This is a genomic window from Bradyrhizobium sp. Ce-3, assembly GCF_022835695.1.
In the GTDB taxonomy this organism is placed as follows: Bacteria; Pseudomonadota; Alphaproteobacteria; order Rhizobiales; family Xanthobacteraceae; genus Bradyrhizobium.
Genome location: NZ_BQUV01000006.1, coordinates 367323 through 389739 on the forward strand (window position 1 = coordinate 367323; position 22417 = coordinate 389739).

The window sequence follows — 22417 nt, forward strand, 5'->3', positions numbered from 1 at the left end:
TTAGTCATGTCTCTCGCCGCGCTCGCAGCATGCTGCCCGACCTGGGCTGACTTCCGGTCGATCGGTGGCCGTGAGGCCTCTGTCGACATGGTCGCACTGCGGACCAGCAAGACCTTCACCAGGCTCTTCGAGCTCAGGCTCCTTCACCTCGATGACGACGTCAGCGTGTCCGAGCGCCATATCGGTAGCACGCTGCCGGCGTTCTGCCCGGAACGGCATATCAACCCAGACGGCTCCTTCTGCATCGGGCTGCGAGCGGGCGAAGGCATCACCGCCGAGACGGCGCCGGCATGGTGGGACAAGCTGCATGCATTCGCGCTCTGCCAGGAGACTGCGGCGGAGACAGGTTTCTGGCCCAGCGAAGCCCAACTTTCTCATGGAGACGCCGGCGAAGTGGAACTCGCGGCGGAGAGCGCAGCAGACCAACTCGGGTTGCGCGCTGCCTACCGCGAGGCCGTCGCGTTTGACACAGGTCTCATCGCGTCCGGATTGCGCAAGGTTGATCCGAGGACTGGAACGTTGCGGAACGGACGCAGCGCGTGCGTCTGCGGCCGAACCGACCGACGCGGACGCATCCTGCTGCGACGAGACTGTTACCGTAGCGGACTCGGTTGTCCGATTGCGCTCGAACACCGACGGCGGATCATGGTCGATCGATACTGGCGCAGTCTGCGCGGCCACGTAACGTGTTGTGGTACGATGCAGGAGTGTCCGCTGAGGAGCTCCGGCGACAGTGCTGTTCTAGCGAAAACGGAAGGAACGACGACATGACCTCCTTCTCCGTCCTCACTACGGCGGAGGCGCTCTCCACGGCCGAAGCGATCGAGACGCTCCGACCACTATCCTGGACGGGAGCCTTACTCGCGCGCGCCGGCGAGCGCGGCGGCCTGTCAACCGAAAACATGGCGACGCTGTTCGAGGTCCGCTTCGCTCGTGCGCTGCACGATTGCGGCGTCTCTCCTGTCTACGAACATGCCACTGGTGTCGGAGAGACCAGGGTCGATTTCGCCTTCGACGGTTGGAACGTTGAACTTCTGTCGTTCGACGAGTCCGAAGCGGCGAAGGCCGCAACGTGGGAGCATGGTCCGTTCTTCGGCAGGATGCTGACCTCGCCAATGCCACCGACAGCCGGTGAAGCGTCTCTCGACGAGAGCGAGCGGCGGCGGCGCAGCGATCTGAGGAAACAAAGTCCGGAGGGCGAGACCCTGAAGGCCATCGAAAGGATCGTCGGTAAGGCGCAGAACGATGGGCGGCCGTCAAAGTTTCCCTTGCCCGACGGGAAGTCGATTTCGATGCTGGTCGTTGACGCTCGCGCTGCGGGTAGACCCGATCGTATCGATTGCCGACAGATTGCCTACGGAATCGACGCCGTCCCGGATTGGGCCGGCTACCGCTGGATCGGCGACAACGGCAGGATGTTTCCAATCGTCGGCACCTTCGACCCGCGCAACCCTATGCGCGGGGCCCGACACTTCCGCGAGCGGGTTCATTTCCTGGGCATCGTGTCCGAAGAGACTTTTGAGCGCGAGGAGCTTCAGTATTTCATCCGATTCTACCACAATCCCGGGCTTTTCGCCTCGGTAGTCGACGCGCTCTCGGTGCTGCGCAACTTTCCCTTATTCCAACCGGACAAGACGCGCGCACGGCGTCCGGATCTCTTTCTGCACGAAGTCTTTGAGGTGCAAGGCGCCATCGTACAGTTCGGCACAGTGATCGACGGCGCAATTGCTATCTGCCACGTTCATGGCGACCTCCTCGAGGATATCGAAGAGCGATCGCTTCCGGCAGGGTCCCGTCAGATGATCGAAGCATTTCATCGGCACGAAGATCGGCTGCGCCGGCTGGCACTGGAGAAGGCCGCGAGGGGGCTGATCGAACGCGACGGCAAGATTTTCCTCGGACCTAAAGATCTGGATCCGCTCGAGGACGATAGCGATCAGGCGCCGCGGCGGCCGGCAACGGTTTGGGGACGCTCATGAAGCGGCTTGCGATCTTCTTAGACGGCACTTGGAATACCTTGAACAACAACACGAACGTCTGGCGGTTGAAGTCCCTGACGGCCGAGACCACCGATCAGCGCGTCTACTATAGCCAAGGCGTCGGTACGCGCAGCGGAGAGGCCGCGCGCGGCGGTATCACGGGATGGGGCATCGACGACGAGATCATCGAAGCTTACACTTGGCTCATCCAGAACTTCGACGACGGCGATGAAATCTTCATCTTCGGGTTCAGTCGCGGCGCCTACACCGCCCGCAGCCTGTCCGGCCTCATCAGCAAGTGCGGTGTCCTCAAGGTCGGTGCGCCGCTGTCGATCCAGCAACTCTACGCTCGCTATCGCATTTATGGCGCCAAGACGATCAGGACGCTGCTGACGGAGGGACTTCCGAACGGTGCCTCGATCGAGGAGCGGTGGCTAACTACATATTCGCGACCGACCAAGATCAAGTTCGTCGGTGTCTGGGATACCGTTGGCTCGCTTGGGTTTCCGGATTGGACCGTGGCAGCCAAAGTCCGCAAGTTTCAATTCCTCGATACTCATCTCAGGCTCGACAACGAAAACGCGTTCCACGCGTTGGCGCTGGACGAACACCGGAAGAATTTCGAGCCAACCTTCTGGACTAGGACCGACAGGATCGGGCACGAAGGTGCCGCCGAACGACAGATCGAGAAGGTCGAGCAGCGATGGTTTGTCGGCGCACATGCGAATGTCGGCGGAGGCTACGCCAGCGACCCGCTGGCGCAGCGCCCGTTGAATTGGCTGATGGACAAGGCGGCCGGCTTGGGACTCGCCTTCCGCGATCAGGTTTCGATTGACGTTTCCCAGGTCGCGCCGACTGTCACGGATTCTTATGCCGAGTTCGCTTGGGGTCTCTACCGTTTGGTCTCGCGACCGTTCTATCGACCCGTCGGCCTGGCACCCGACAGAGGGACGGAGGCTACGACCTCGCGCATCAACGAGACCGTCGATGGCTCGGTCTTCGACCGTTGGCGTGCTGACGAGACCTATCGTCCGCCAAACCTGGCCATATGGGCGAAGGAGAAGGCCGTTGATCCCGGCAAGCTGGCGGGCGCAGTCCGTGCAGATGATCCGAAGGAGAACGTGCGGTGACGCTCGACATTCTCAGAATGGACATCACGAAAGAGCTTCTTAGCAAGATGCAGAAGGAGGAGCGATGTCTGTTCCTCGCTCTCGGTCATGCATCGAACCAGGTGAACGCGCTCTGGAAACTGGTGATCGTCCTTACTAACGGCGAGGATACGGATCCGGTCAAGGAACGGTTGGAGGGGGCTCAGACGCAGATCTTCGTCAGGCTCGCGATCGGCGCGATGCAGGAGGCCTGGCGGCTGATCGAGGGACGCTTTCTAAAGAGGCCCATTGGCCGCGAATACCTGACGCTGCTCGATGCACCGGGTGCGGCAGCACTGGAGAGCCTCAAGAAGAGGTTCGGCAGGTTCAATCGGCTCGCCGTGATCCGCAACAACTACGCCTTCCACCACCCGGAGATGGACGAGATTGAGGCGGCCTTTGAGAAGGCGGCGGCGGAAGATCGAGGGGAAGACGCGGATTGGGCGGTCTATTTCAACAAGGCACTGCTGAACACGTTCTTCTTCGTGTCCGATTTCGTCCTGGTCCACGGCATGGCTAAGGCGCTCGCGGAGGTCGACGTTAACGGGGCGCTCCGGCAACTTCTGGAGGAAATGGCGCCGGTCGCGCGCGATCTCTCTGAATTCACCTTCGGCTTCGCCTCGGCCGTCTTCAGACGGTACGTCGGCGAGGAGTTGACTATGACGCTGGTGGCCCAGGTGAAGGACGCGCCCGACATAGACGACCTCAGATTTCCGTTCCTCATCGAGACGCCAGGACTTCGGAACGCCTGAATTCGATAGGAGAACGTGACATTCCCTTATGTCATTCGACGGTCAGCGTCACGACCGCGTGCAGGATGTCGTCAGCGACCGCAATCGGTTCAACAACGTAATGGCGTTGAAGCGGAAACCCGACTCTGAGCCGATCGAACAGACACGACTAGGGGATCATTTTTGCGATCTTTTTGGTGAAGTAGTTGGCTCGGTCCTGGGCATGGTGATCTCTCCTGTTTTCGAGGAGAACAATAAGGGGGATTGCTGCAAGTCGGAATCCGTTCCAAGCGTGTCGCGCTTTGATCGGTCGTTTCACGCGGGCAGTCAGAGCCATTTCCCCTAGGTGGCAATGTTTGCCGCGGAGGTGGACAACTTGAGGCGTCGGCTTGGGTCTCCAATCCCGACGGCTATGCTGAGCTGGCCTACAGATTCGGACATGCGCTGCAAATAAGATGCATCCGTGGTTTCAAATGATGAGGAGAGCCCTTAGCGTAGTCGAGGCTGCAACCCGACAGGCCTGCGTTCAATGATGTACTATCAGCCGGCATTTCTAACGCTTGCCAAGCTATACTCGAGGGAAATCAATCGGGCTTTACTTCAAAAGCCTGTTGAATTTAGGAAGGGATTCTTGGCCGGCCGACTTCCAATCGGACAGCGGATCCCGGTAGAGCGCGCATGGCCAGTCTTCCGAGAGTATCTCGATGCTCTTGAAGGCGAGATCGCATCAACTTTGCGTCGCCACTCGGTGTTCTTTTGGCTCCACTTATATCGGCGAACCGGGATTGCACTGAGTCCTGGGCATGAAGTGGGCGTCGACGACGAACGCACCATCGCGCTCGTCCGCAGGACCGTCGAACTCGCCATTTTCAAGCATGGGTCGCTGTCCAGAACGCCAAATGATGTGGTTAGATCCGATCAGGCTTCCGCAGACCAAATTCTCGGAGGTTGGATGAATCGCGGGCTCATCGATGCCGGCCTTCCCAAACGGAGCGCCGAATTTCGAGAGTTCGTCTCGGCGTTGGCTCGCTCCCCTCAACTTGTGATTGGCGAGTTTTCGGCGGATGACTTTATCGATTTGCATTTAGTCGAGGGCCTTGCTTACCAGTACTGGCGAGCATGTGCTCTACTCCGGTCTATCGGAAAGGGATGCGAGATCGTTGTCAGTGATGATGGCAGCTGGGAGGAGCAAGACACCCTAGAGCAGAAATTTCTGATTGCGAGTATCGATTCTCGAACTGCAGAGATGGCGTGGGCTTCGTCGACCCTTGGGGTCTGGTTTGACCCTCAAGCAGCGCCGGCTTCCAGGCCCGGGCTGTCAACGATCGACGAAGTGATTGTTCCGGTCTACAACACGTCTAGGAGGGAAACTGGGCCTGATTTTTGGAGAGGCTTCGGCGTGGACGAGCCGATCCGGGCGCGGACAAACTATCTTCCTGGCATCTTTAACGTGCGTCAGTTTCTAGATTCGCACACGTTCCTAGATGCGGCGTTCGAAGCTCAATATGGATATAGTTTGTCGCAATATATTTGCGTCATATGGGCGGTAGCCAACATCTTCAACGCGCCAGCTCCTTTCTTCGCAAGCACCCGTGAAGAAGACATGATGAGAGCGTTCGGCTCGAACCTCCTTAATTCCATGATGCGCGGATACCGCCATCTCGAATTCTCGTCTGACCGCCTATATCAGGAGATCGAACGTCGCCTGCCTCTGCTCTCTGTCAAGGTAGCCGTGCCGCGGGACGTGGCGGCTACGATCGTGTCCGCGTTGACCCTCACGATAGAGCGTCAGGCAGCCATCTCTCTTTGGAGCGGTGGTCCCCGTTATCTGTTTATTCCATTTGGGCTCGGCGATGTGCTTGACTTGCATGCGCTACCAGCGTTGCTTACGAACCTGTTCGTCGGGTTGGCCTATGATCCACAGAGCCGTGGGCCGGCCTTCGAAGAGGTCTTTCGTTCGGCGCTGACGTCACGAGGGTTCAACGTGGAGGCGGGCATCAAGAAGACCCCGGAAGGCGAAACCAGGGAGCTTGATGCCGGAGTAATTATCGGGGACGAGCTGTTCCTATTCGAGTGCGTATCGATCGGCCGTCCCCTTGACTACGAGATTGGGCGGCCAGCTACGATTTCGGAACGGAATCGCCGCTTGGAAAAGAAGATCTCTCAAGCATTGAGTCTGGCTGAATTCTTTCGCGACAATTCAACTGGTAGCAATTTCGACTTTCGACAGATTCGTCGGTTCGTTCCCTTTGTGGTCTCTCCGTTCGAGGAGTGGATCTGGGATTGCTCCGAACGTTTGTGGGAGCAGGATCCTAGACAACCCAGGATCCTAAGCGCCAGCGAAGCAATCAAGATGCTCGAGAGTCGACTGTCATGACGGAGGGCTACGCTGCTTCGATTTGCGGGCGAGCTGGGCGATCACTTCGGATGCGATCACGTTGACCCGCAGGACGGCTGAAGGCCTCATGGCCTAAAGTCTCCCGCACTCCAGCTCCAGACATTATATTTGCGGAGGAAGAGGACGACCCGGAATGACCACCGAAGTGAATGAGGGAGTGGTCAGCGACACCGCTAAGCTAATGATGCATCGGCTGATTGCGCGGATGCTTCGTCGTGACCCGTCGCTGGCTGAGAAGGCTAGGATCGCTCACGCAGGCCAGGCAGGCCAATTCGCTGGCTGGCCGTTCGTGCGTGAGTGGGAGGAACTGCTCGCGCTTCCGACGAGAGAGCTTGCTTCCAGGTTGACCAGCCGCGATCGTGACATGGTGAGGCTGCGCAACTCGTCGCCGTTCTACCTGGCAGAAGGCGTCAATTTCGGCGGCTACGACGCGCGGGTTCGGCTGAGGCGGTCGGCCAGAAGGGTCGTTGAGCGAAATTTTGGCGCTGCTCAGCGGGACTGAAAAGCGGTAACACGTGTTGGGGTGATACCCGTCAAAGGACAAGACATGACCAGGGCAACCGAAAAATCGGTTTCAAATGAACCCGGCAACGATTTGCAGAAAGTGGTCGATCTGCTCGGCGGGCCGCGCATCCTATTTGGCCGTATCACAAGCCTCCTCGACGCGCATGAAATGCTGTTGGACGGACTTCCTAGGTCCGCCCTGAACTACCTCGTCCATAGCCTGATCGTGATTGACAAAGCGGACGCGTTGGAAAAGGCCGTTGGAATCAGCCTTGGTCCCTGTCAGCGGCGCAAGAGCACTCCAGCCAAACTGCTCAGCCAGGAACAAAGCGCGCGAACTTGGAAGTTCGCCGAGATTTTGGCCAAAGCCACGGATGTATTCGGTTCGCAGAAAGAGGCCGAGCAGTGGCTCAGGCGTCCAGCCATTGGTCTTGACCGGCGCTACCCGATCGATCTGCTTGCTACGCCGGTTGGCATTGAGCTCATCGAACAACACCTCGCTCGCCTCGCATACGGCGTCTATTCATAGCGCTTTGGCCAGCTGAGCCGAAAAGCGCGACGCTCTTATTCGTGCTTTGACACTCTTATGAATCGTAGCACAGCTGTGGCCTGAGCCGGACCGAGCAGCTCGGGCGCCGCGCCTGAGTGGGCGATCGTGGGCTTTAATGCCTCCGCTGCCCATTCGACGATGAATTCCGCTTTTGCCGTGATAAAGAGTGCCGAAAACGGCGATGGCGCCAATATTGCCGCCGCGACCGCCGCGGTCCGGGCGAGAAGCTGTTCGCGCGAGAACTCGCCGTCGCCGACCAGCATCCCGACGTGATCAATTCCGATTGTCGACCGCGCGTATCTCTTCTGGGGTGGAGATCTCGTAGATTTCGGTCAGCATGGACATCGCCAAGGCTGCAGGGCACTACCCATGGAGGATGCCCGCAACTTCATCCTGCGCTGCAGCGAGAACTCGTTCAGGCTGGGTAGCCAAGACATCTTGCGGGCGCTTACCGCCTAGGAAGCTGTTGACCGATGCGAACCAGTACGCGAGATTCCAGTCTTCTTTTTTCCCTGAAAGATTCTGAGTACCGGCGCCATTGACTTGAATGGATAGTGACCGCCCGCGGGATCCAATGCATATCTCGGGAAATAGTCGATGTTCAGATGTCGGATGGCGAAGATCAGGCCTTCTTTCCTCCATTTGTTCGGCTGCGCGCTTGGATGGCGGGCGCTGAGGCCGGTCAACTTCGCAATTTCGGCAGTCGTCAACCAATCGCCGCTCTCCAGCATGGCCTTCCTTGCTTCCGCGGTCATGCGCGCTTCAGCATCTTGAACCCAGCCCATCGGGACCTCCGGACGTCCAACAGGCGCTCAGCGGCGGGAAAAACGTGGTTCTTCAAACGTTATAGTGCTTCAGCCCGACGCTCAATCTCTGAGGCGCACCATTTTGAGACGTTCACCGCGCCTTACCGCAGGCGGGACGGCTGCGTGCTGCAACTGCGGAATCAGAGCCAATTCCGCCGAATTCTGGCGGTTTGCCTACCTCAGGTTGTTATTTTTCGAGCTTGGGAGGGGCGAAAAACGTGACACTCTTATGTGTGTTTTGACACTCTTATGAGTCGCAGCACACCGCCGAGACTCGGGCCTACGGATCGAGCTCAGTATCCCAGTAGAGATAATCGAGCCAGCTCTCGTGCAGATAGTTCGGCGGAAACAGCCGGCCGTTGCGATGCAGCTGATGCACCGTCGGCGCGTAGGGCGTCTGCTTCGGAAACATCTTGGCCTGCTGCGGCGTCAGATTGCCCTTGCGCAGATTGCAGGGCGAGCAGGCGGCGACGACATTCTCCCAGGTGGTCTGGCCACCCTTGCTGCGCGGAATGATGTGATCGAAGGTGAGGTCGTCGCCCGACAGGCAATATTGGCAGCTGAATCGGTCGCGCAGGAAGACGTTGAACCGGGTGAAGGCGGGGTGGGTGGTCGGCTTGACGAAGGACTTGAGGGATACGACGCTCGGCAACTGGATTTCGAAGGAAGGACTTCGTACCGCGCGGTCGTAATATTCGACGATGTTGACACGATCGAGGAACACCGCCTTGATCGCGTCCTGCCAGGACCAGAGCGACAGCGGGTAGTAACTCAGCGGCCGGAAGTCCGCATTCAAGACCAGCACCGGCCAACCGCCTTGCGAGACATGTGCGTTCAAATAACGCTCCTGATCTCCCATTAGCTGCGAAGCAGCATGCACTCACATACTACAGGCAGCGTGACGGGATTGTGAAGAGCAATGAGCGGCTTATCCGCCAGGCTCTGCCATGTTCCTGCCCCGATTGCCTCCTGCCTGCGAGGCCCGTAAAGGGAGCCGCAAGGCCCTGTCGGCCAGTGACGGACCCTGCCGATGACCACGACCACAAGCTATCTCGAAGCGCCGCGCCGGTTGCGCGCATTCGTGCGCGCGCACGAGACCAGCCTCGTGGTGCTGGCGGTGCTGATCGGCGCCATTGGCGGCCTCGTGGTGGCGGTCATGAGCGGCCTGGTCACGGTGCTGCATTCGGTGCTGTTCAATATTCCGTTGGGGGACCGGTTATCGAGCCAACTGAGCATCGATCCGGTGCGCGCGCTCCTGGTTCCCACAATTGGCGGCCTGGTGCTGGGATTTGCGTTCCTGCTGCTGCTCCGGGTCCGGCCGGCCCGCGAGATCGACCCGATCGAGGCCAATGCGCTCTATGGCGGTCGGATGTCGTTCCGCGGCAGCGTGATCGTGGCGCTGCAGACGATCTGGTCGAGTGGCGTGGGCGGCTCGGTCGGGCTCGAGGCCGGCTACACCCAACTCTCCAGCGGCCTCGCCGCCTCGCTCGGCCGCGGCTTTCATCTCCGTCGCAACGACCAGCGAATCATGGTCGGCTGCGGCGCGGCTGCGGCGATCGCCGGCGCATTCAGCGCGCCGCTCGCCGGCGCATTCTACGCTTTCGAACTTGTGATCGGCGGCTACACGCCGGCGAGCCTGACCCCGGTCGGCGTGGCGGCGGTGACCGGATACTTCGTCGCCCATGCCTTCGAGCCGCTGCCGCTCGGCGTCGGCGTCGGAACCGTCGGCGACGTGCTCGGGCGTGATCTGGCGATTGCCGCGCTGCTCGGCATGGTCGCGGCGCTGACCGGGATTGCGATCATGCGCGGGGTGACGCTGTGCGAGGCGCTGCTCACCAAGACCCGGCTGTGGCCGCCGCTGCGGCCGGCGCTCGGCGGGCTTGCGGTCGGCGCGATGGCGCTATTGACGCCGCAGGTGATGTCGTCGGGCCATGGCGCGCTGCGCTTCGCCGGCATCGTGGCGATGCCGCTCGCCTTCATCGCCGGCGTGTTCGCGCTGAAGGCGGTGGCCTCGATCGTGTCGCTCGGCTCGGGTTTTCGTGGCGGGCTGTTCTTCGCCACGCTGTTCATGGGCGCGCTCGGCGGCCGGCTGTTCGCGGCCGGCGTCGACATCGTGTGGCCGGGACTGAACCTCGATCCCAACGCCTATGCCGTGATCGGCATGAGCGCGCTGTCGGCCTCGGTGATTGGCGGTCCCTTGACGATGTCGTTCATCGCGCTGGAATCCACCGGCAACCTCTGGCTCACCACCGCGGTGCTGGTCGCGGTCATCATCTCGACCACGATCACGCGCGAACTGTTCGGCTACTCGTTCGCGACCTGGCGGCTGCATCTGCGCGGCGAGACCATCCGCAGCGCCGCCGATATCGGCTGGATCCGCGATCTCACGGTCGGCAAGATGATGCGGCAGGATATGACGACGGTGAGTGCCGCGATGCCGATCGAGGCGTTCCGCGAGGAATTTCCGCCGGGCTCGAAGACCCAGGTCGTCGCGGTCGACGGCGAGGGACGCTATGCCGGGCTGGCGCTGGTGGCGGAAGCGCATGCGCCGGACCTCGAGGAGGACAAGGGACTCGCCGGGATCTTGCGCTATTCCGACGTGGTGCTGCATCCCGGCATGAACGTGCAGGAGGCGATCGCGGTGTTCGACGCCGCGGAAGCGGAATCGCTCGCCGTGGTCGAAGGCGATGGCGACCGCCGGCCGATCGGCCTGCTCACCGAAGCGCACGCGATGCGGCGCTACGCTGAAGAATCCGAGCAGCGCCGCCGCGAGGTGATCGGCGAGATTTGATTTTCGCGGGTGCTATTCAACCCGTCATCCCGAGGAGCCGCGAAGCGGCGTCTCGAAGGATGCACGGCCACGGTCGGGGCCGTCGACCCTTCGAGACGCGCGCGATGCGCGCTCCTCAGGGTGACGGAGTTAGAGCGACGGCATGGCCTCAATATCGATAGCTACACCGCCACCCGCTCCAGCTTCTGCAAGCACCGCGTCACGCGCACCGCGGCCGGCATCTCGGTGTCCGGAAAGCTGGTCTTCCAGTCGGTGACGCCGACCTCGCCGACATAGATGTCGCCGCGCGAATCCAGCGCGATGCCGTGCGGCGCCAGGAATTTGCCGGTCTCGACGCCGGGGCCGTGCTCGCCGCCGAGGCGGGCGATGCGCTTGCCGGCGTGATCCACGATCGACAGCCGCGGGCCGAGATTGGGCACCTTGCGGTTGACCGCCATGCCCGGGCCGAGCTCGCCGATCACGAAATTCGGCTGCTTGCCGCCCCCGCAGCAGCACAGCGCGCACGGCCGGTGCAGGTTGTTCCACTGCGTCTCGTATCGGCCGTTGCCGTCGAACACCTGCACGCGGTGGTTCTCGCGGTCGGCGACGTAGACCCAGCCATCGGAGTCAGTCGCGATGTTGTGCACGATGTTGAACTGGCCGGGATCGGTGCCCGGCGTGCCCCAGGTTTTGATCAGTCTGCCGTCCGGCGTGTATTTGTGGACGCAGGCATTGCCATAGCCATCGGAGACATAGATCTCGCCGTTCGGCGACAGCGCGGTGTGGGTGCAGCGATGGAACGGCTCGCCGCTCATGAACGGCGCCGGCTTGTTCGGGATGCCGATCGTCAGCAGAACCTTGCCGTCGGTGGAGCACTTGCGCACGGTGTGGTCGCCGTCATCGGTGCAATAGAGATTGTCGTCGGCGTCGATGTGCAGGCCGTGCGCGCGCGAGAACACGCCTTCGCCGAAGCTCCGGATGAAATTCCCTTCGCGGTCGAGCACCACCATCGGATGGTCGCCGCGGTTGAAGACATAGACGCGGTCCTTGCTGTCGACGGCAACCGAGGCGACGTCGGTCAGGCTCCAGCCGTCGGGCAGTTTTGCGAAGTTCTCGACGACGCGATAGCGGTGCTCGCCGGTGCCGAGGATGGTTGGCATTGTTGGTCTCCCTCCCTTCGTCATTCCGGGGCTCGCGAAGCGAGAGCCCGGAATCCATTTCGCCACGTGCGATGTGGCCTGATGGATTCCGGGCTCGCGCTGCGCGCGCCCCGGAATGACGGTTCAAAAATTAGCCACCGGCCCGACATCGCGCGGCAGCAGACTTGCCTCGATCGCCTTGATCTGCAGCGCGAGATAGCGCGAGTTGATACGGCATTGCGCGAGGCTGCCGGCGATGAACCACAGGCCGGGCTGCGGCGTGCGGGTGTACATGTTGCGCAGCTCCTGGCCGTCGCCAAAGCCCCAGATCGGGCCGACGCGCGCGGCCATGGCCTCGCCGAATAGTCTCTTCACGAGCTCTTCCTGCGGCCGGTAGCCGGTCGCGAGCACGATCAGATCGGCGGCAACCGTCTCGCCGCTCTTCAGCCGCGCGCCTTCGCTGACGAAGGTGTCGATGTCGGCGAACTGCTGCAGCTTCACCGCGCCGCTGGCGACGAGATCGGAGCAGCCGACGTTGAAATAGTAGCCACCGCCGCGGGTCAGGTACTTGAACTGCCAGCCGGTGCCGCCGTCGCCGAAATCGAGCTTGAACCCCCTGCGCGCAAGGCCGTCGAGCAGCTGCTTGTCGAGCTCTTTCGACTGCTCGGTGATCAGCACATGGCTGCGCTTGGCGAGCGCAAGCGGCATCGAGGTCGCGATCAGATCGTTGTCCTCGAGCGAGCCTTCATTGTAGGCGGCATAGGCCAGCTGCGCCGACGGCTCGATATTGGTGACCAGCGTCGAGGAGCGCTGCACCAGCGTGACCTCGGCGCCGGAGGAATGCAGGTCCTGCGCGATGTCGTGGCCGCTGTTGCCGGTGCCGATGACCAGCGCGCGCTTGCCGGCCCAGTGCTCGCCGTCCTCATAGCCGCTGGAATGCATGACCTTGCCGGAAAAATTCTTCAGCGACGGGATGTCCGGTATGCTGGGAATGCCGCTGACGCCGGTCGCCATCACGACATGGCGCGGCTGCATCTTGCGCACAGTGCCGTCGGCGCGGCGCAGCTCAACGGTCCAACGCCCCGCTGCGTAGTCATAGCTGCCGCCCGTAAATTCCGTGCCGGTCCAGAAGTTCAGCTCCATGGCGTCGACATAGGATTCGAACCAGTTGGCGAGCTTGTCCTTCGGGATGTAGGTCGGCCAGTTCGGCGGGAACGGCATGTAGGGCAGATGATTGACCTGCACCTGGTTGTGCAGGGTCAGCGCATGGTAGCGCTTGCGCCAATTGTCGCCGACGCGTGCCTCGCGGTCGACGATCAACGCATCGATCTTGAGCTGTTGCAGCCGGGCGGCGATCGCAAGCCCGGCCTGTCCGCCGCCGACCACCAGCACATCGGGATCGCGGTCGGTATACTCGGCGGATGCGTTGCGCAAATCGAGCCAGTTGGGTCCGCGGAAGTCGCGCGAATAGGCCTGTCCGCGCGGCCGCGTGTGGCCTTGCTGCTCCTCGAACCCCTTCAGTTCCTCGAGCGCCGTCAGCAAGGTCCAGGCCTTCAGTTGATCGCCGTCGGCGGCGTCGGGGATCAGCCGCACGATGCCGTGGCCGCGGCCGACGGCGGTCTCGAATTTGAAGATCGCCTCGATCGTATCGATGCCGGCGCGCGTCACCCGGCGGGGCGCGGCGCGCTCGGCATCGATGCGGAAATCATGCGGCGCGCTGCGGCGCGCATGTGTCGGCAGTTCCTCGACGATCGCAAAGGCGCGGTTGACGGTCTGGATGTTCCAGCTCAGTGCCAGCACATCGCGCCAGTAGCTCTCGGGATGGAACAGCGGCTTCAGCAGCACATCGTCGGGGCCCGCCAGCGCATCCTCGAACTGCACAAGCCAATTGTCGGCGGCGACCGAAATATCGTCCGTCTTGTCGAGCATCGGGCGTTTCTCGTCATCGGCCGCTTGGTGACACTTTCTTGGCGGCGTTCCCTTTGTCCGCGAGCCTATACCCATTGGCGCGGCCGCAGAAAGGGCGTGACGGGATATCGCCTATTCGGCCAGCGACAGGATCAGGCCTTGATCCGGCGGAACGCGGCCCTGCAGGGTATCGAGATAGGCTTCGCGCACCGCGGCCGGGCCGCGCCGCTCGACGACCTCGAGCCAATCGGGCAGATGCGGCACGAGCTCGGCCCATGCGGCGCCAAAACGCTGGTCGATGCCGCCAGGCCCCCATTCCTTGGCGCGCTTGCGGATCTGATCCGGCGCGAAGAACCAGACCGGCTTGGCGCCGGGCAGCGTCGGCTCGTCCGGCCCACTCGCGCGATGCGTGAGCCCGACCCGGCCGGAATAGACCATCTGCACACCGAAGTGCCGATGCAACGTCTCGCGCAGCGCGCTGTTGCCGGCCATGTCAACGTATGCGACCGGCTCGGCCGCCGAGATCGTGCCGACCTGGTCATAGGTGATGACCTCATCATAGCAGCCGAGCGAAGCGACGAAATCGACATTGCCCTTCGAGGTCAGCCCGATCACCCGGATACCGCGCTTGTGCAGGAGATGGGCGAGCCCGAACGCGGTCTTGCTCGAGGCCGAGGACAGGATGACGCGGCGCGCACCGTGGAATTCATTCTCGGCGAGGGCGTCGTCGACCAGGAATGAGAGCATGAATAGTGGCAGCAGCAGCGCGCGGAAGTCGCCCTGCCGGCCGGCATAGGTCGGGTCAGTGGAAATGCGGGCATAGGCGTTGTAGACCGGCGACACCTCCTGCCGGTGCGCGGCCGCATCGCGCAGGCCGCGCTTGCTGACGTCGGCCGCCTCGATCACCAGATGGGTCGCCATCGGGAAATAGCCGAACAGCGTTTCGCCGGCTGCGATCATGGGATGCTTCGATTCCAACACCTCGCCAAAACCCCACACCGGGATGATGCCGTAGCCCTCGGGCGCCGGGAACAGGTGCCAGTATTTCAGCTGCTCGCCGATCACGGCGTAGGTGATGTTGTTGGCGGTGAACGCGAAGCGGGTCACCTTCACCAGCAGCGCGTCGGCCGGCAGCGCTGCGGCGTCGGGCAGCTGCGTCTCGATCACCTTGCACTGCTGCAGGTCGTTGCGGATGACGATGAAGTCGGTGGAGTTCATGGCGATGATCCCAGCTTCCGATGCGCCGGCATCGTTGCGTCGATTGCCGGCCTTTTGCAACAGCAACTAAGTTTCAAACGCCGTTCGCTCCGCCGTCACGTCGCTCAGCGGAGCTGTCCTTCGCGGTGGAGGTCGCGCAGCTTGCGCTTGAAGATCTTGCCGGTGGCCTCGCGCGGCAGCGCGTCCATGAAGCGGATATCGCGTGGCACCTTGAAGTTGGCGAGCTTGCCGCGGAGAAATTCCTGGATCGATGCGGCCGACAGCGTGCTGCCGGCTTCCGGCTCGACGCAGGCGAACAGCCGCTCGCCATATTCGTCGTCGGGCACGCCGAACACCGCGCAGTCGCGGACGCCTTCCATGCCGATCAGCGCATTCTCGATCTCGGCCGGATAGATGTTGACGCCGCCCGAGATCACCATGTCGCGCTTGCGATCGCACAGGAACAGATATCCGTCGGCGTCGAGATAGCCGACATCGCCGACGCTGATCAGGCCGTCGTGGTCGGCCTCGGCGCGTGCCTTGGCGTTGCCGTGGTAGTCGAAATCCGAGATCAACGTCTGGCGCATGAAGATCTCGCCGGGCTCGCCGACGTCGCATGGCGTGCCGTCGGGCCGGAAGATCTTGACGATGCCGCCCTCGATGGCGCGGCCGACGGTGCCGGGCTTGGCCAGCGCCTCGGCGGACGAATGCCACACCGGGATGCCGGTCTCGGTCGAGCCGAGATATTCGTTGATGACGGGTCCCCACCATTCGATCATCGCGCGCTTGACGTCGACCGGGCAGGGCGCCGCGCCATGGACGATGAAGCGCAGCGACGACAGGTCGTAGCGTCGCCGTGTCTCCTCCGGCAGCCGCAACAGCCGCACGAACATGGTCGGCACCATGTGCATGTGGGTCACGCCGTGTCGCGCGATCAGCTGCAGCAGGTCCTCGGGATCGAAGCGCGGCTCAAGCACGATCGCGCAGCCGCAGCGGAACGCGAGCATGCCGTAGGAGTGCGGTGCCGAATGATACATCGGGCCGTTCATCAGGATCACCTGATCCTCGTTCGGCTTGACGCCGTAGGTCATGGCGCCGACGCGCGCGGCGGCCGCCTGCTGCTCCAACGGCATCGGCTTGCGCTTGACGCCCTTCGGCAGGCCCGTGGTGCCTGAGGTGTAGAACATCGGCGCGGCGCCGATCGGCGCGTCGGTCAGCGGCTGATGCGTCTCACGCCAGACGTCCCAGTCGGTCAAGCCGTCAGGCACGGTTGTGAGCGCGGGCGCTACGCCATAGGCCGCCGCGATCTCCGGCGGCGTGGTCACCACCAGCAGCTTGATTGCCGCCGGCAGCCCGTCGCGGATCTGCGGCAGCAGGTCGGCGTGGCAGACCAGCGTGTCGGCGCCGCTGTCAGCGAGGATGTAGGCGACCTCGTCGGCCTTCAGATGCCAGTTGATCGGCACCACCGGACTGCCGAGCGCGGCTGCGGCTGCGGCCACCTCGAACAGCGCGAAGTCGTTGCGCAGCATCATGCCGACCGGCTTGCCGCCCTGCACGCCGAGCGCGCGCAAGCCGGTGGCCGCCCGCGCGATGCGGGCGTGAATGTCGCCATAGCTGATCTGTCTGTCGCCGCTGATGATCATGCCGGTCTCTCCAGGTCCGGGCGTCAGGCGCTCGCCCGCAGGAAGTCGCTGCGCGCCTCGGTGTACTCCGCCTTCAGCCGCGCCACCAGTTCGGCGACCGGCGGGGCATCGGTGATCTGGCCGATGCCCTGGCCCGAGCCCCAGATGTCGCGCCAGGCCTTGGCCTTGGTGTTGCCGCCGGAGCCGAAGTTCATCTTGGTCTTGTCGGCGACCGGCAGATTGGCGGGATCGAGCCCCGCCGCGGCGATCGACGGTCCGAGGTAGTTGCCGTGCACGCCGGTGAACAGGTTCGAATAGACGATGTCGTGCGCGGCGTATTCGGTCAGCGCCTGCTTGTATTTGAGATCGGCATTGGCTTCCTCGGTCGCGATGAAGCGGGTGCCGATATAGGCAAGGTCGGCGCCGAGCGCGAGCGCGGATGCGATGCTCCAGCCGTCGGAGATCGCGCCCGACAGCAGGATCGTGCCGTTGAACCATTGCTTGACCTCGCGCACCAGCGCGAACGGCGACAGTGTGCCGGCGTGGCCGCCGGCGCCGGCGCAGACCAGGATCAGTCCGTCGACGCCCTGCTCGGCGGCCTTGCGGGCGTGCTTCACGTTGATGACGTCGTGGAACACCACGCCGCCATAGGAATGCGCGGCCTCGACGATCTCAGACGGCGGGCGCAGCGAGGTGATGATGACAGGCACCTTGTGCTTCACGCACACTTCCATGTCGTGCATCAGCCGGTCGTTGGAGGCGTGGCAGATCTGGTTAACCGCGTAGGGCGCGACCTTCTTCTCCGGATGCAGCGCCTGGTATTCGCCGAGCTCGTTCTCGATCCGCGTCAGCCATTCGTCGAGCTTCCCGACCGGGCGGGCGTTCAGCGCCGGGAACGAGCCGACGATGCCGGCCTTGCACTGCGCGATCACGAGCTCCGGCCCCGAGACGATGAACAGCGGGGAGCCGACCACCGGCAGTTCAAGCTTGTTGGCGAGCGAAGCGGGCAGCGACATTGTTCGGATCCTCCATGGCGGACCGCTCGGCCGGCAGCCGGAGCGGACACGCGATCTGTTTGTGATGGTTGGAGCGGGCGGCTCTCTTGCGCGGCAATATAGGGCTGGACGGCTCCGTTATGGCGTTCAATATTGAACAGCGGATCATCCAAAAATGAACGACAGGGCGGGCGAGCGGCATGGACTGGGAGCTTTGCAAGACATTCGTCGCGGTGGCGGAGACGCGCAGCTTCGCCGCCGCCGCGCGGCGGCTGCGGATCAGCCATCCGACCGTCGGCCGCAACGTCGCGGCGCTGGAGCGGCAACTCGGCACCCGCCTGTTCGCCCGTTCCAACGATGGGTTGTCGCTGACATCACACGGCCGCAAGTTCCGTGAGCACGCTGACGCGATGTCCGCGGCGGCGTTGCGCGCGGAAGCCTCGGCGTCCGCAACCGGTGCGCAGGCCCGCGGCGTGGTCAAGCTGTCGATCGGCGCGACGCTTGCCGCGCACTGGCTGATGCCGCGGCTCGGGCCGTTCCTGCGTGACCATGCCAACATCCAGCTCGAGATCATCACCCACCCGTTTCCGGCCAGCGTGCGGCGCCGCGAGGCCGACGTGGTGCTGCGGCCGGTCGATGCGGGGGACGAGAACCTGATCGGACGCAAGATCGGGCGGCTCGGCGCCGGCTTTTATGCGTCACGCGCCTATGCGGCCGGGCGCAAGCTTCCGGAGCGGCCCGACGAGTGGAAGGGCCATAGCGTGATCGGGTTTGCCGACCAGGCCTCGAATGTGCGCCTGGCGCAGTGGAGCGATGTCATCACGCGGCAGGGCACGCTGGTGATGCGCTGCTCCTCGCAGGGCGACATGCTGGCGGCGGCGCGGGCCGGGCTCGGGATCACGGCGCTGTCCTGCCTGGTCGGAGCCGACTATCCCGATCTGGTGCGGGTCGCGCCGCACAAGCTCACGAGCCTCTCCGATCTCTGGCTGCTCGCCCATCCCGATCTGGTCGAGCTACCCGCGGTGCGCGCCGTGATCGGCTTCGTCACCGACTGTGCACGCGAGGACCGCGTCAGGCTGCGCGGCTAGAAACCGGAGCGTTTTCAAGCGAAGTGGACACCGGTTCGCGGGAAGAAAACACGCCAAACCAAGCGGTCCTCAGGCTCGCGCCCGCCACAGCGTCGCCGCGAGCAGGACAAAGACCGCGCAGGTCCACAGCGACTGCCAGTTCTCCAGTCCTTCGTTGAAGACCATATAGATCGCGGCTGCGACGAAAATCGCGGCAAAGATCGATTCCGCCAGCGGGCGGATTCCCTTGCCGGGAGGGTTGAGCAGCGTCATCGCCGCAAAGGGCACCGCCGCCATGGTGAGCGGCGCGAACGGAAAATCGATGAAGCGCGGGTCAAAGATCAGACCGAGCGCGGCCGCCGTCCCCACCACGACGGTGACCATCAGGGCCAATCCGTGCGCGGTCACCAGCACTGATTCCGTGTGATAGCCCTTTGGGCCCAACAGTTCCTGGAAACTGGGCGGAGCGCGGCCCGACATGAAGGCGTTGGCGCCAAACACCGGCGAAGCCGTTGCCGCCAGCAGCAGCGAGCCCCACACCAGCCAGCCGCCGGTTCCGTAGCTCTCATAGACCAGTCTTTGGGCGGCCACCCCAAACAGGATTCCGGCTGTGGTCGCCGATACGCCGACCGCAAGCCAGGACCTTAATTGCCCCTCCCTCGGCTTGCGGCGCAAGGTCAGCGATGCGGCGCCGAAGACCAGGATCGCCAGCGCCATTCCGCTGCCCATTTGCAGCTTCCAGAGCGGAAAATTGCTGATGGGCTGTCCGGGCGGATATTTCAGCGCGCGCTGCTCGGAATCGAACAAGCCCCAGGAGCCGCCGACCGTGCCCTCGATCTCCCGCTTCCATCCCTCGTCATAGGCCTCGAACAGGTTGACGCGGAAATGCTCGCGCCGGGCCAGGTCGAGCATTTCCGAGACCACCCGCGCCTGATTGACGCGCGACGGCAGCGCGGATTCGCGCATACGCCCCTCGCTCGGCCAGCCGACTTCGCCGATGAAGATTTCCTTGCCCGGAAAGACCGCCGCGACCTGCCGGCGCATCTCGTCGGCGTGCGCGGCGGCATGTTCCGCCGCGATTGGAATATTCTCCCAATAGGGCAGGATGTGAATCGTGACGAAGTCGACGGCGTCGGCCAATTCGCGGTTGCTCAGCCAGAACTCCCAGACGTCGGCATAGGTCACGGGAACACTGACCTGCGCCTTGATCGCGCGGATCGTGGCGGCGAGGTCGGATGCCGACATTTCCTTGCGCAGCAAGACCTCATTGCCGACCACGAGCGCGATGATCGTGTCCGGATATTCCTTGGCGAGGCGGATCGCCGTTGCGACCTGCGTCGCATTCTTCTTGCGGTCCCGATCGAGGAAGATGCCCTGAATGACCTTCAGCCCCGCCTTGGCCGCCAGTCCGGGAATCTGATCGAGGCCAAGATCGGTCGCGTAGGTCCGGATGCAGTTGGATATCCTTGCGAGTTGCGCGAGGTCTTCCGCGATCTGTTCCGGCGTCACCTGCGTCGCCGGCGAAAGTGATGTCTGATTGTTGCGGAACGGGGCGTACGAGATGCACTGGACCTTCTCGTTCGGGTCGATCGGTGCGCGCACCAGGTTGACCGGGATGCCCAGCCACCACCACACCGCGGCGATGGCGCCCAGACAAATCGAGAGAAGCGTCAGCGGGATACGGAGGGAAACCAGGTCCGTCTCCTTGCAATAGGACGTGCTGAGCGTGCGAGATGGGCGAGGCCGGCAAATTGAAAAAGTATCCGTCTACCGATGCTATATCACCCGATCGCGCGGGTGGAGTGTTTTTCTCGCCGGCCTACTTTGCACTGGCGATCACGCCTTCGCGATTCCTGAGCACGCGATAATAGGCCCACCACAGATGCGCGGCGGCGCCGCGCAGCGGACGCCACGGCTCGGCCAGCGGCGCCATCTGCTTCGGCGTCGGCCGCTCCTTCAGCCCGAGCCCGACCTTGACCGCTTCCTGCACCGCAAGGTCGCCCGCCGGCCACGCATCGCCATGGCCGAGGCAGAACAGCAGATAGACGTCGGCGGTCCACGGGCCGATCCCGGGCAGCGCGGTCAGCGTGTTGTGGGCGGCATCGGCCTCCTCGTTGGCGAGCACGTCGAGGTTCAGCCGCTCCTCGGCGAGTTCGCGTGCGATATGCTTCAGCGTCTTGATCTTGGCCGCCGACAGCCCGAGCCGGCCGAGCCGGTCGGCGCGCGCCTTGCGGATCGCATCATGGTGGAACGGGTCGAACGCCGTGCTGACGCGGCCCCAGATCGCCGCGGCACTGGCGGTCGATAGCTGCTGGCCGCAGACGATCGCGGCCAACCCGGCAAACCCCGGCTCGCGCTGCCGGATCGCCGGCATGCCTGTCGCTTCCAGAATCGGGCGCAGCCGGCGATCCTGGGCGACCAGCTTCTGAATGGCGTCGTCGAGATCGGCCTGGGTTTCGAGATGAATCAGCATTGCGGGGTCTGCATCGGCTTGTCATGCGCGGGCTTGACCCGCGCGCTCATCCCCTATCGTAACAGAGTCTTGTCCAGGCGCGGGATCCGGAAACAGTGGAAGCCGGTTTCATGCTCAAATCAGAGACGCCGGGGCGAGCCCGGCAATGAACGCACGATCGACCGCTATGCCACCCGTTTTCCGTTTCGCCCCGAGTCCGAACGGCTACCTGCATCTCGGCCACGCCTATTCGGCGCTGCTCAACCACGACCTCGCGCGTGATACGGGCGGGCGCTTCCTGCTGCGGATCGAGGACATCGACGCGACGCGCTGCCGTCCGGAGTTCGAGCAGGCGATCTACGAGGATCTCGCCTGGCTCGGCATCGCCTGGGAGACCCCGGTGCGGCGGCAGTCGGAGCATTTTGCGGCCTATGGTGCAGCGATCGATCGCCTGGCGGCGCAGGCGCTGGTCTACCCGAGCTTCGAAAGCCGTGCCGAGATCGCGCGGCTGGTCGCGGAGCGCGAGGCCGGTGGCGCATGGCCGCGCGATCCGGACGGCGCGCCGCTCTATCCGGGGGCAGCGAAATCGCTGTCGGCCAGGGAACGCGACCGGTTGATCGAGGAGGGCGCACCGTTCGCGCTGCGGCTCGACATGGCCTCAGCCTGCGCCCGCGCCGGCGCGCTGCGCTGGCAGGAAGCGGGCGACGGGCCGGCCAGCGAGAGAGGAGAGGTGGCGGCCCAACCTGAGGCCTGGGGTGACGTGATCCTGGCGCGCAAGGAGACCCCCACCAGCTACCATCTCTCCGTCGCGATCGACGACGCCCTGCAGGGCGTCACGGATGTGGTCAGGGGCGTTGACCTGTTCTGGTCGACCAGCGTGCATCGGCTGTTGCAGGAACTGCTCGGCCTGCCCGCGCCAGTCTACCGGCACCACCGCCTGATCCGCGACGCGGGTGGCCAAAAGCTGTCGAAATCGACCCGGGCGACCGGGCTGCGCGAGTTGCGGGCGGCGGGGACGAGCCCGGCCGACATCCGCCGTCTTGTCGGTCTGCCGTAGATTGCGGCCAAATTCGATCGCGGAGCAGAGCGGTTACCATCATGTGCGTTGCGGCCGCCGCCCGCAAACGCTGCCGTGACTCCAGCACGCCTGG

General features: G+C 63.5%; 21 protein-coding genes. 11 read left to right on the forward strand and 10 right to left on the reverse strand.

What is annotated here, in order from left to right; genetic code table 11:
• Window positions 1-6: 6 nt before the first annotated feature.
• From BRSPCE3_RS22500 to BRSPCE3_RS22535, 8 genes are all read left to right on the forward strand, one after another.
• Window positions 7-771 (forward strand): E2 domain-containing protein, encoded by a 765-nt coding sequence (locus BRSPCE3_RS22500; RefSeq protein WP_244068336.1) that lies wholly within the window; start codon window positions 7-9, stop codon window positions 769-771.
• A complete protein-coding gene (locus BRSPCE3_RS22505; RefSeq protein ID WP_244068338.1) occupies window positions 768-1979 on the forward strand; it encodes a DUF1488 family protein in 1212 nt (403 codons plus the stop codon). Before BRSPCE3_RS22500 ends, BRSPCE3_RS22505 begins: the two co-directional genes overlap by 4 nt.
• Entirely contained in the window at window positions 1976-3109 is a 1134-nt protein-coding gene (locus BRSPCE3_RS22510; protein WP_244068340.1) for a DUF2235 domain-containing protein, read from the forward strand. The genes BRSPCE3_RS22505 and BRSPCE3_RS22510 overlap by 4 nt, the downstream gene beginning before the upstream one ends.
• The gene (locus tag BRSPCE3_RS22515) at window positions 3106-3879 is read left to right on the forward strand and encodes a hypothetical protein (RefSeq protein WP_244068342.1); all 774 of its coding nucleotides are present in this window, start codon (window positions 3106-3108) and stop codon (window positions 3877-3879) included. Before BRSPCE3_RS22510 ends, BRSPCE3_RS22515 begins: the two co-directional genes overlap by 4 nt.
• 28 nt (window positions 3880-3907) lie before the next feature.
• A complete protein-coding gene (locus BRSPCE3_RS22520) occupies window positions 3908-4204 on the forward strand; it encodes a hypothetical protein (RefSeq protein WP_244068344.1) in 297 nt (98 codons plus the stop codon).
• Window positions 4205-4489: 285 nt separating this feature from the next.
• Window positions 4490-6235 carry a hypothetical protein gene (locus BRSPCE3_RS22525; protein WP_244068346.1) on the forward strand — a complete coding sequence of 582 codons (1746 nt, stop codon included), beginning with the start codon at window positions 4490-4492 and terminating at the stop codon, window positions 6233-6235.
• A 154-nt stretch (window positions 6236-6389) separates the two neighbouring features.
• Window positions 6390-6758, forward strand: a complete 369-nt coding sequence (locus BRSPCE3_RS22530; RefSeq protein ID WP_244068349.1) for a hypothetical protein — start codon at window positions 6390-6392, stop codon at window positions 6756-6758.
• 45 nt (window positions 6759-6803) lie between these two features.
• Window positions 6804-7289: an antitoxin Xre/MbcA/ParS toxin-binding domain-containing protein gene (locus BRSPCE3_RS22535; protein WP_244068350.1), complete on the forward strand. Its 486-nt coding sequence runs from the start codon at window positions 6804-6806 to the stop codon at window positions 7287-7289.
• 35 nt (window positions 7290-7324) lie between these two features.
• On the opposite strand, the gene BRSPCE3_RS22540 is transcribed toward BRSPCE3_RS22535, so the two are convergent.
• The 3 genes from BRSPCE3_RS22540 to BRSPCE3_RS22550 form a co-directional block, all read right to left on the reverse strand.
• Window positions 7325-7573, reverse strand: a complete 249-nt coding sequence (locus tag BRSPCE3_RS22540) for a hypothetical protein (RefSeq protein WP_244068352.1) — start codon at window positions 7571-7573, stop codon at window positions 7325-7327.
• 192 nt (window positions 7574-7765) lie between these two features.
• Complete coding sequence (locus BRSPCE3_RS22545; protein ID WP_244068355.1) at window positions 7766-8095, reverse strand: helix-turn-helix domain-containing protein; 330 nt, start codon at window positions 8093-8095, stop codon at window positions 7766-7768.
• A 301-nt stretch (window positions 8096-8396) separates the two neighbouring features.
• Window positions 8397-8954, reverse strand: coding sequence for an HNH endonuclease (locus BRSPCE3_RS22550; RefSeq protein ID WP_016845270.1), 558 nt, complete (start codon window positions 8952-8954; stop codon window positions 8397-8399).
• Window positions 8955-9146: 192 nt separating this feature from the next.
• On the opposite strand from BRSPCE3_RS22550, the gene BRSPCE3_RS22555 reads away from it, so the two are divergent.
• Window positions 9147-10907, forward strand: a complete 1761-nt coding sequence (locus BRSPCE3_RS22555; RefSeq protein ID WP_244068356.1) for a chloride channel protein — start codon at window positions 9147-9149, stop codon at window positions 10905-10907.
• Between the two features lie 161 nt (window positions 10908-11068).
• Here BRSPCE3_RS22555 and BRSPCE3_RS22560 read toward each other — a convergent pair whose 3' ends face one another.
• The 5 genes from BRSPCE3_RS22560 to BRSPCE3_RS22580 form a co-directional block, all read right to left on the reverse strand.
• Window positions 11069-12046, reverse strand: a complete 978-nt coding sequence (locus BRSPCE3_RS22560) for a peptidyl-alpha-hydroxyglycine alpha-amidating lyase family protein (protein ID WP_244068358.1) — start codon at window positions 12044-12046, stop codon at window positions 11069-11071.
• A 123-nt stretch (window positions 12047-12169) separates the two neighbouring features.
• A complete protein-coding gene (locus BRSPCE3_RS22565) occupies window positions 12170-13954 on the reverse strand; it encodes an NAD(P)/FAD-dependent oxidoreductase (protein WP_244068360.1) in 1785 nt (594 codons plus the stop codon).
• Window positions 13955-14065: 111 nt separating this feature from the next.
• Window positions 14066-15151 (reverse strand): DUF2855 family protein, encoded by a 1086-nt coding sequence (locus tag BRSPCE3_RS22570; protein ID WP_244068362.1) that lies wholly within the window; start codon window positions 15149-15151, stop codon window positions 14066-14068.
• Window positions 15152-15255: 104 nt separating this feature from the next.
• Window positions 15256-16773, reverse strand: a complete 1518-nt coding sequence (locus BRSPCE3_RS22575) for an acyl-CoA synthetase (protein ID WP_244068365.1) — start codon at window positions 16771-16773, stop codon at window positions 15256-15258.
• Window positions 16774-16796: 23 nt separating this feature from the next.
• Window positions 16797-17768 carry a nitronate monooxygenase family protein gene (locus BRSPCE3_RS22580; protein WP_244068367.1) on the reverse strand — a complete coding sequence of 324 codons (972 nt, stop codon included), beginning with the start codon at window positions 17766-17768 and terminating at the stop codon, window positions 16797-16799.
• A 179-nt stretch (window positions 17769-17947) separates the two neighbouring features.
• Here BRSPCE3_RS22580 and BRSPCE3_RS22585 point away from each other — a divergent pair, with 179 nt between their 5' ends.
• Entirely contained in the window at window positions 17948-18835 is an 888-nt protein-coding gene (locus BRSPCE3_RS22585) for a LysR family transcriptional regulator (RefSeq protein ID WP_244068369.1), read from the forward strand.
• 69 nt (window positions 18836-18904) lie between these two features.
• Here BRSPCE3_RS22585 and BRSPCE3_RS22590 read toward each other — a convergent pair whose 3' ends face one another.
• Both BRSPCE3_RS22590 and BRSPCE3_RS22595 read right to left on the reverse strand, forming a co-directional pair.
• Window positions 18905-20467 (reverse strand): glycosyl hydrolase family 17 protein, encoded by a 1563-nt coding sequence (locus BRSPCE3_RS22590; RefSeq protein WP_244068658.1) that lies wholly within the window; start codon window positions 20465-20467, stop codon window positions 18905-18907.
• A 166-nt stretch (window positions 20468-20633) separates the two neighbouring features.
• Entirely contained in the window at window positions 20634-21287 is a 654-nt protein-coding gene (locus BRSPCE3_RS22595) for a DNA-3-methyladenine glycosylase (RefSeq protein WP_244068371.1), read from the reverse strand.
• A 166-nt stretch (window positions 21288-21453) separates the two neighbouring features.
• Between BRSPCE3_RS22595 and gluQRS the strand changes: the two genes are divergently transcribed.
• Window positions 21454-22323, forward strand: coding sequence for a tRNA glutamyl-Q(34) synthetase GluQRS (gene gluQRS, locus BRSPCE3_RS22600; RefSeq protein ID WP_244068373.1), 870 nt, complete (start codon window positions 21454-21456; stop codon window positions 22321-22323).
• The last annotated feature ends 94 nt before the right edge of the window (window positions 22324-22417 follow it).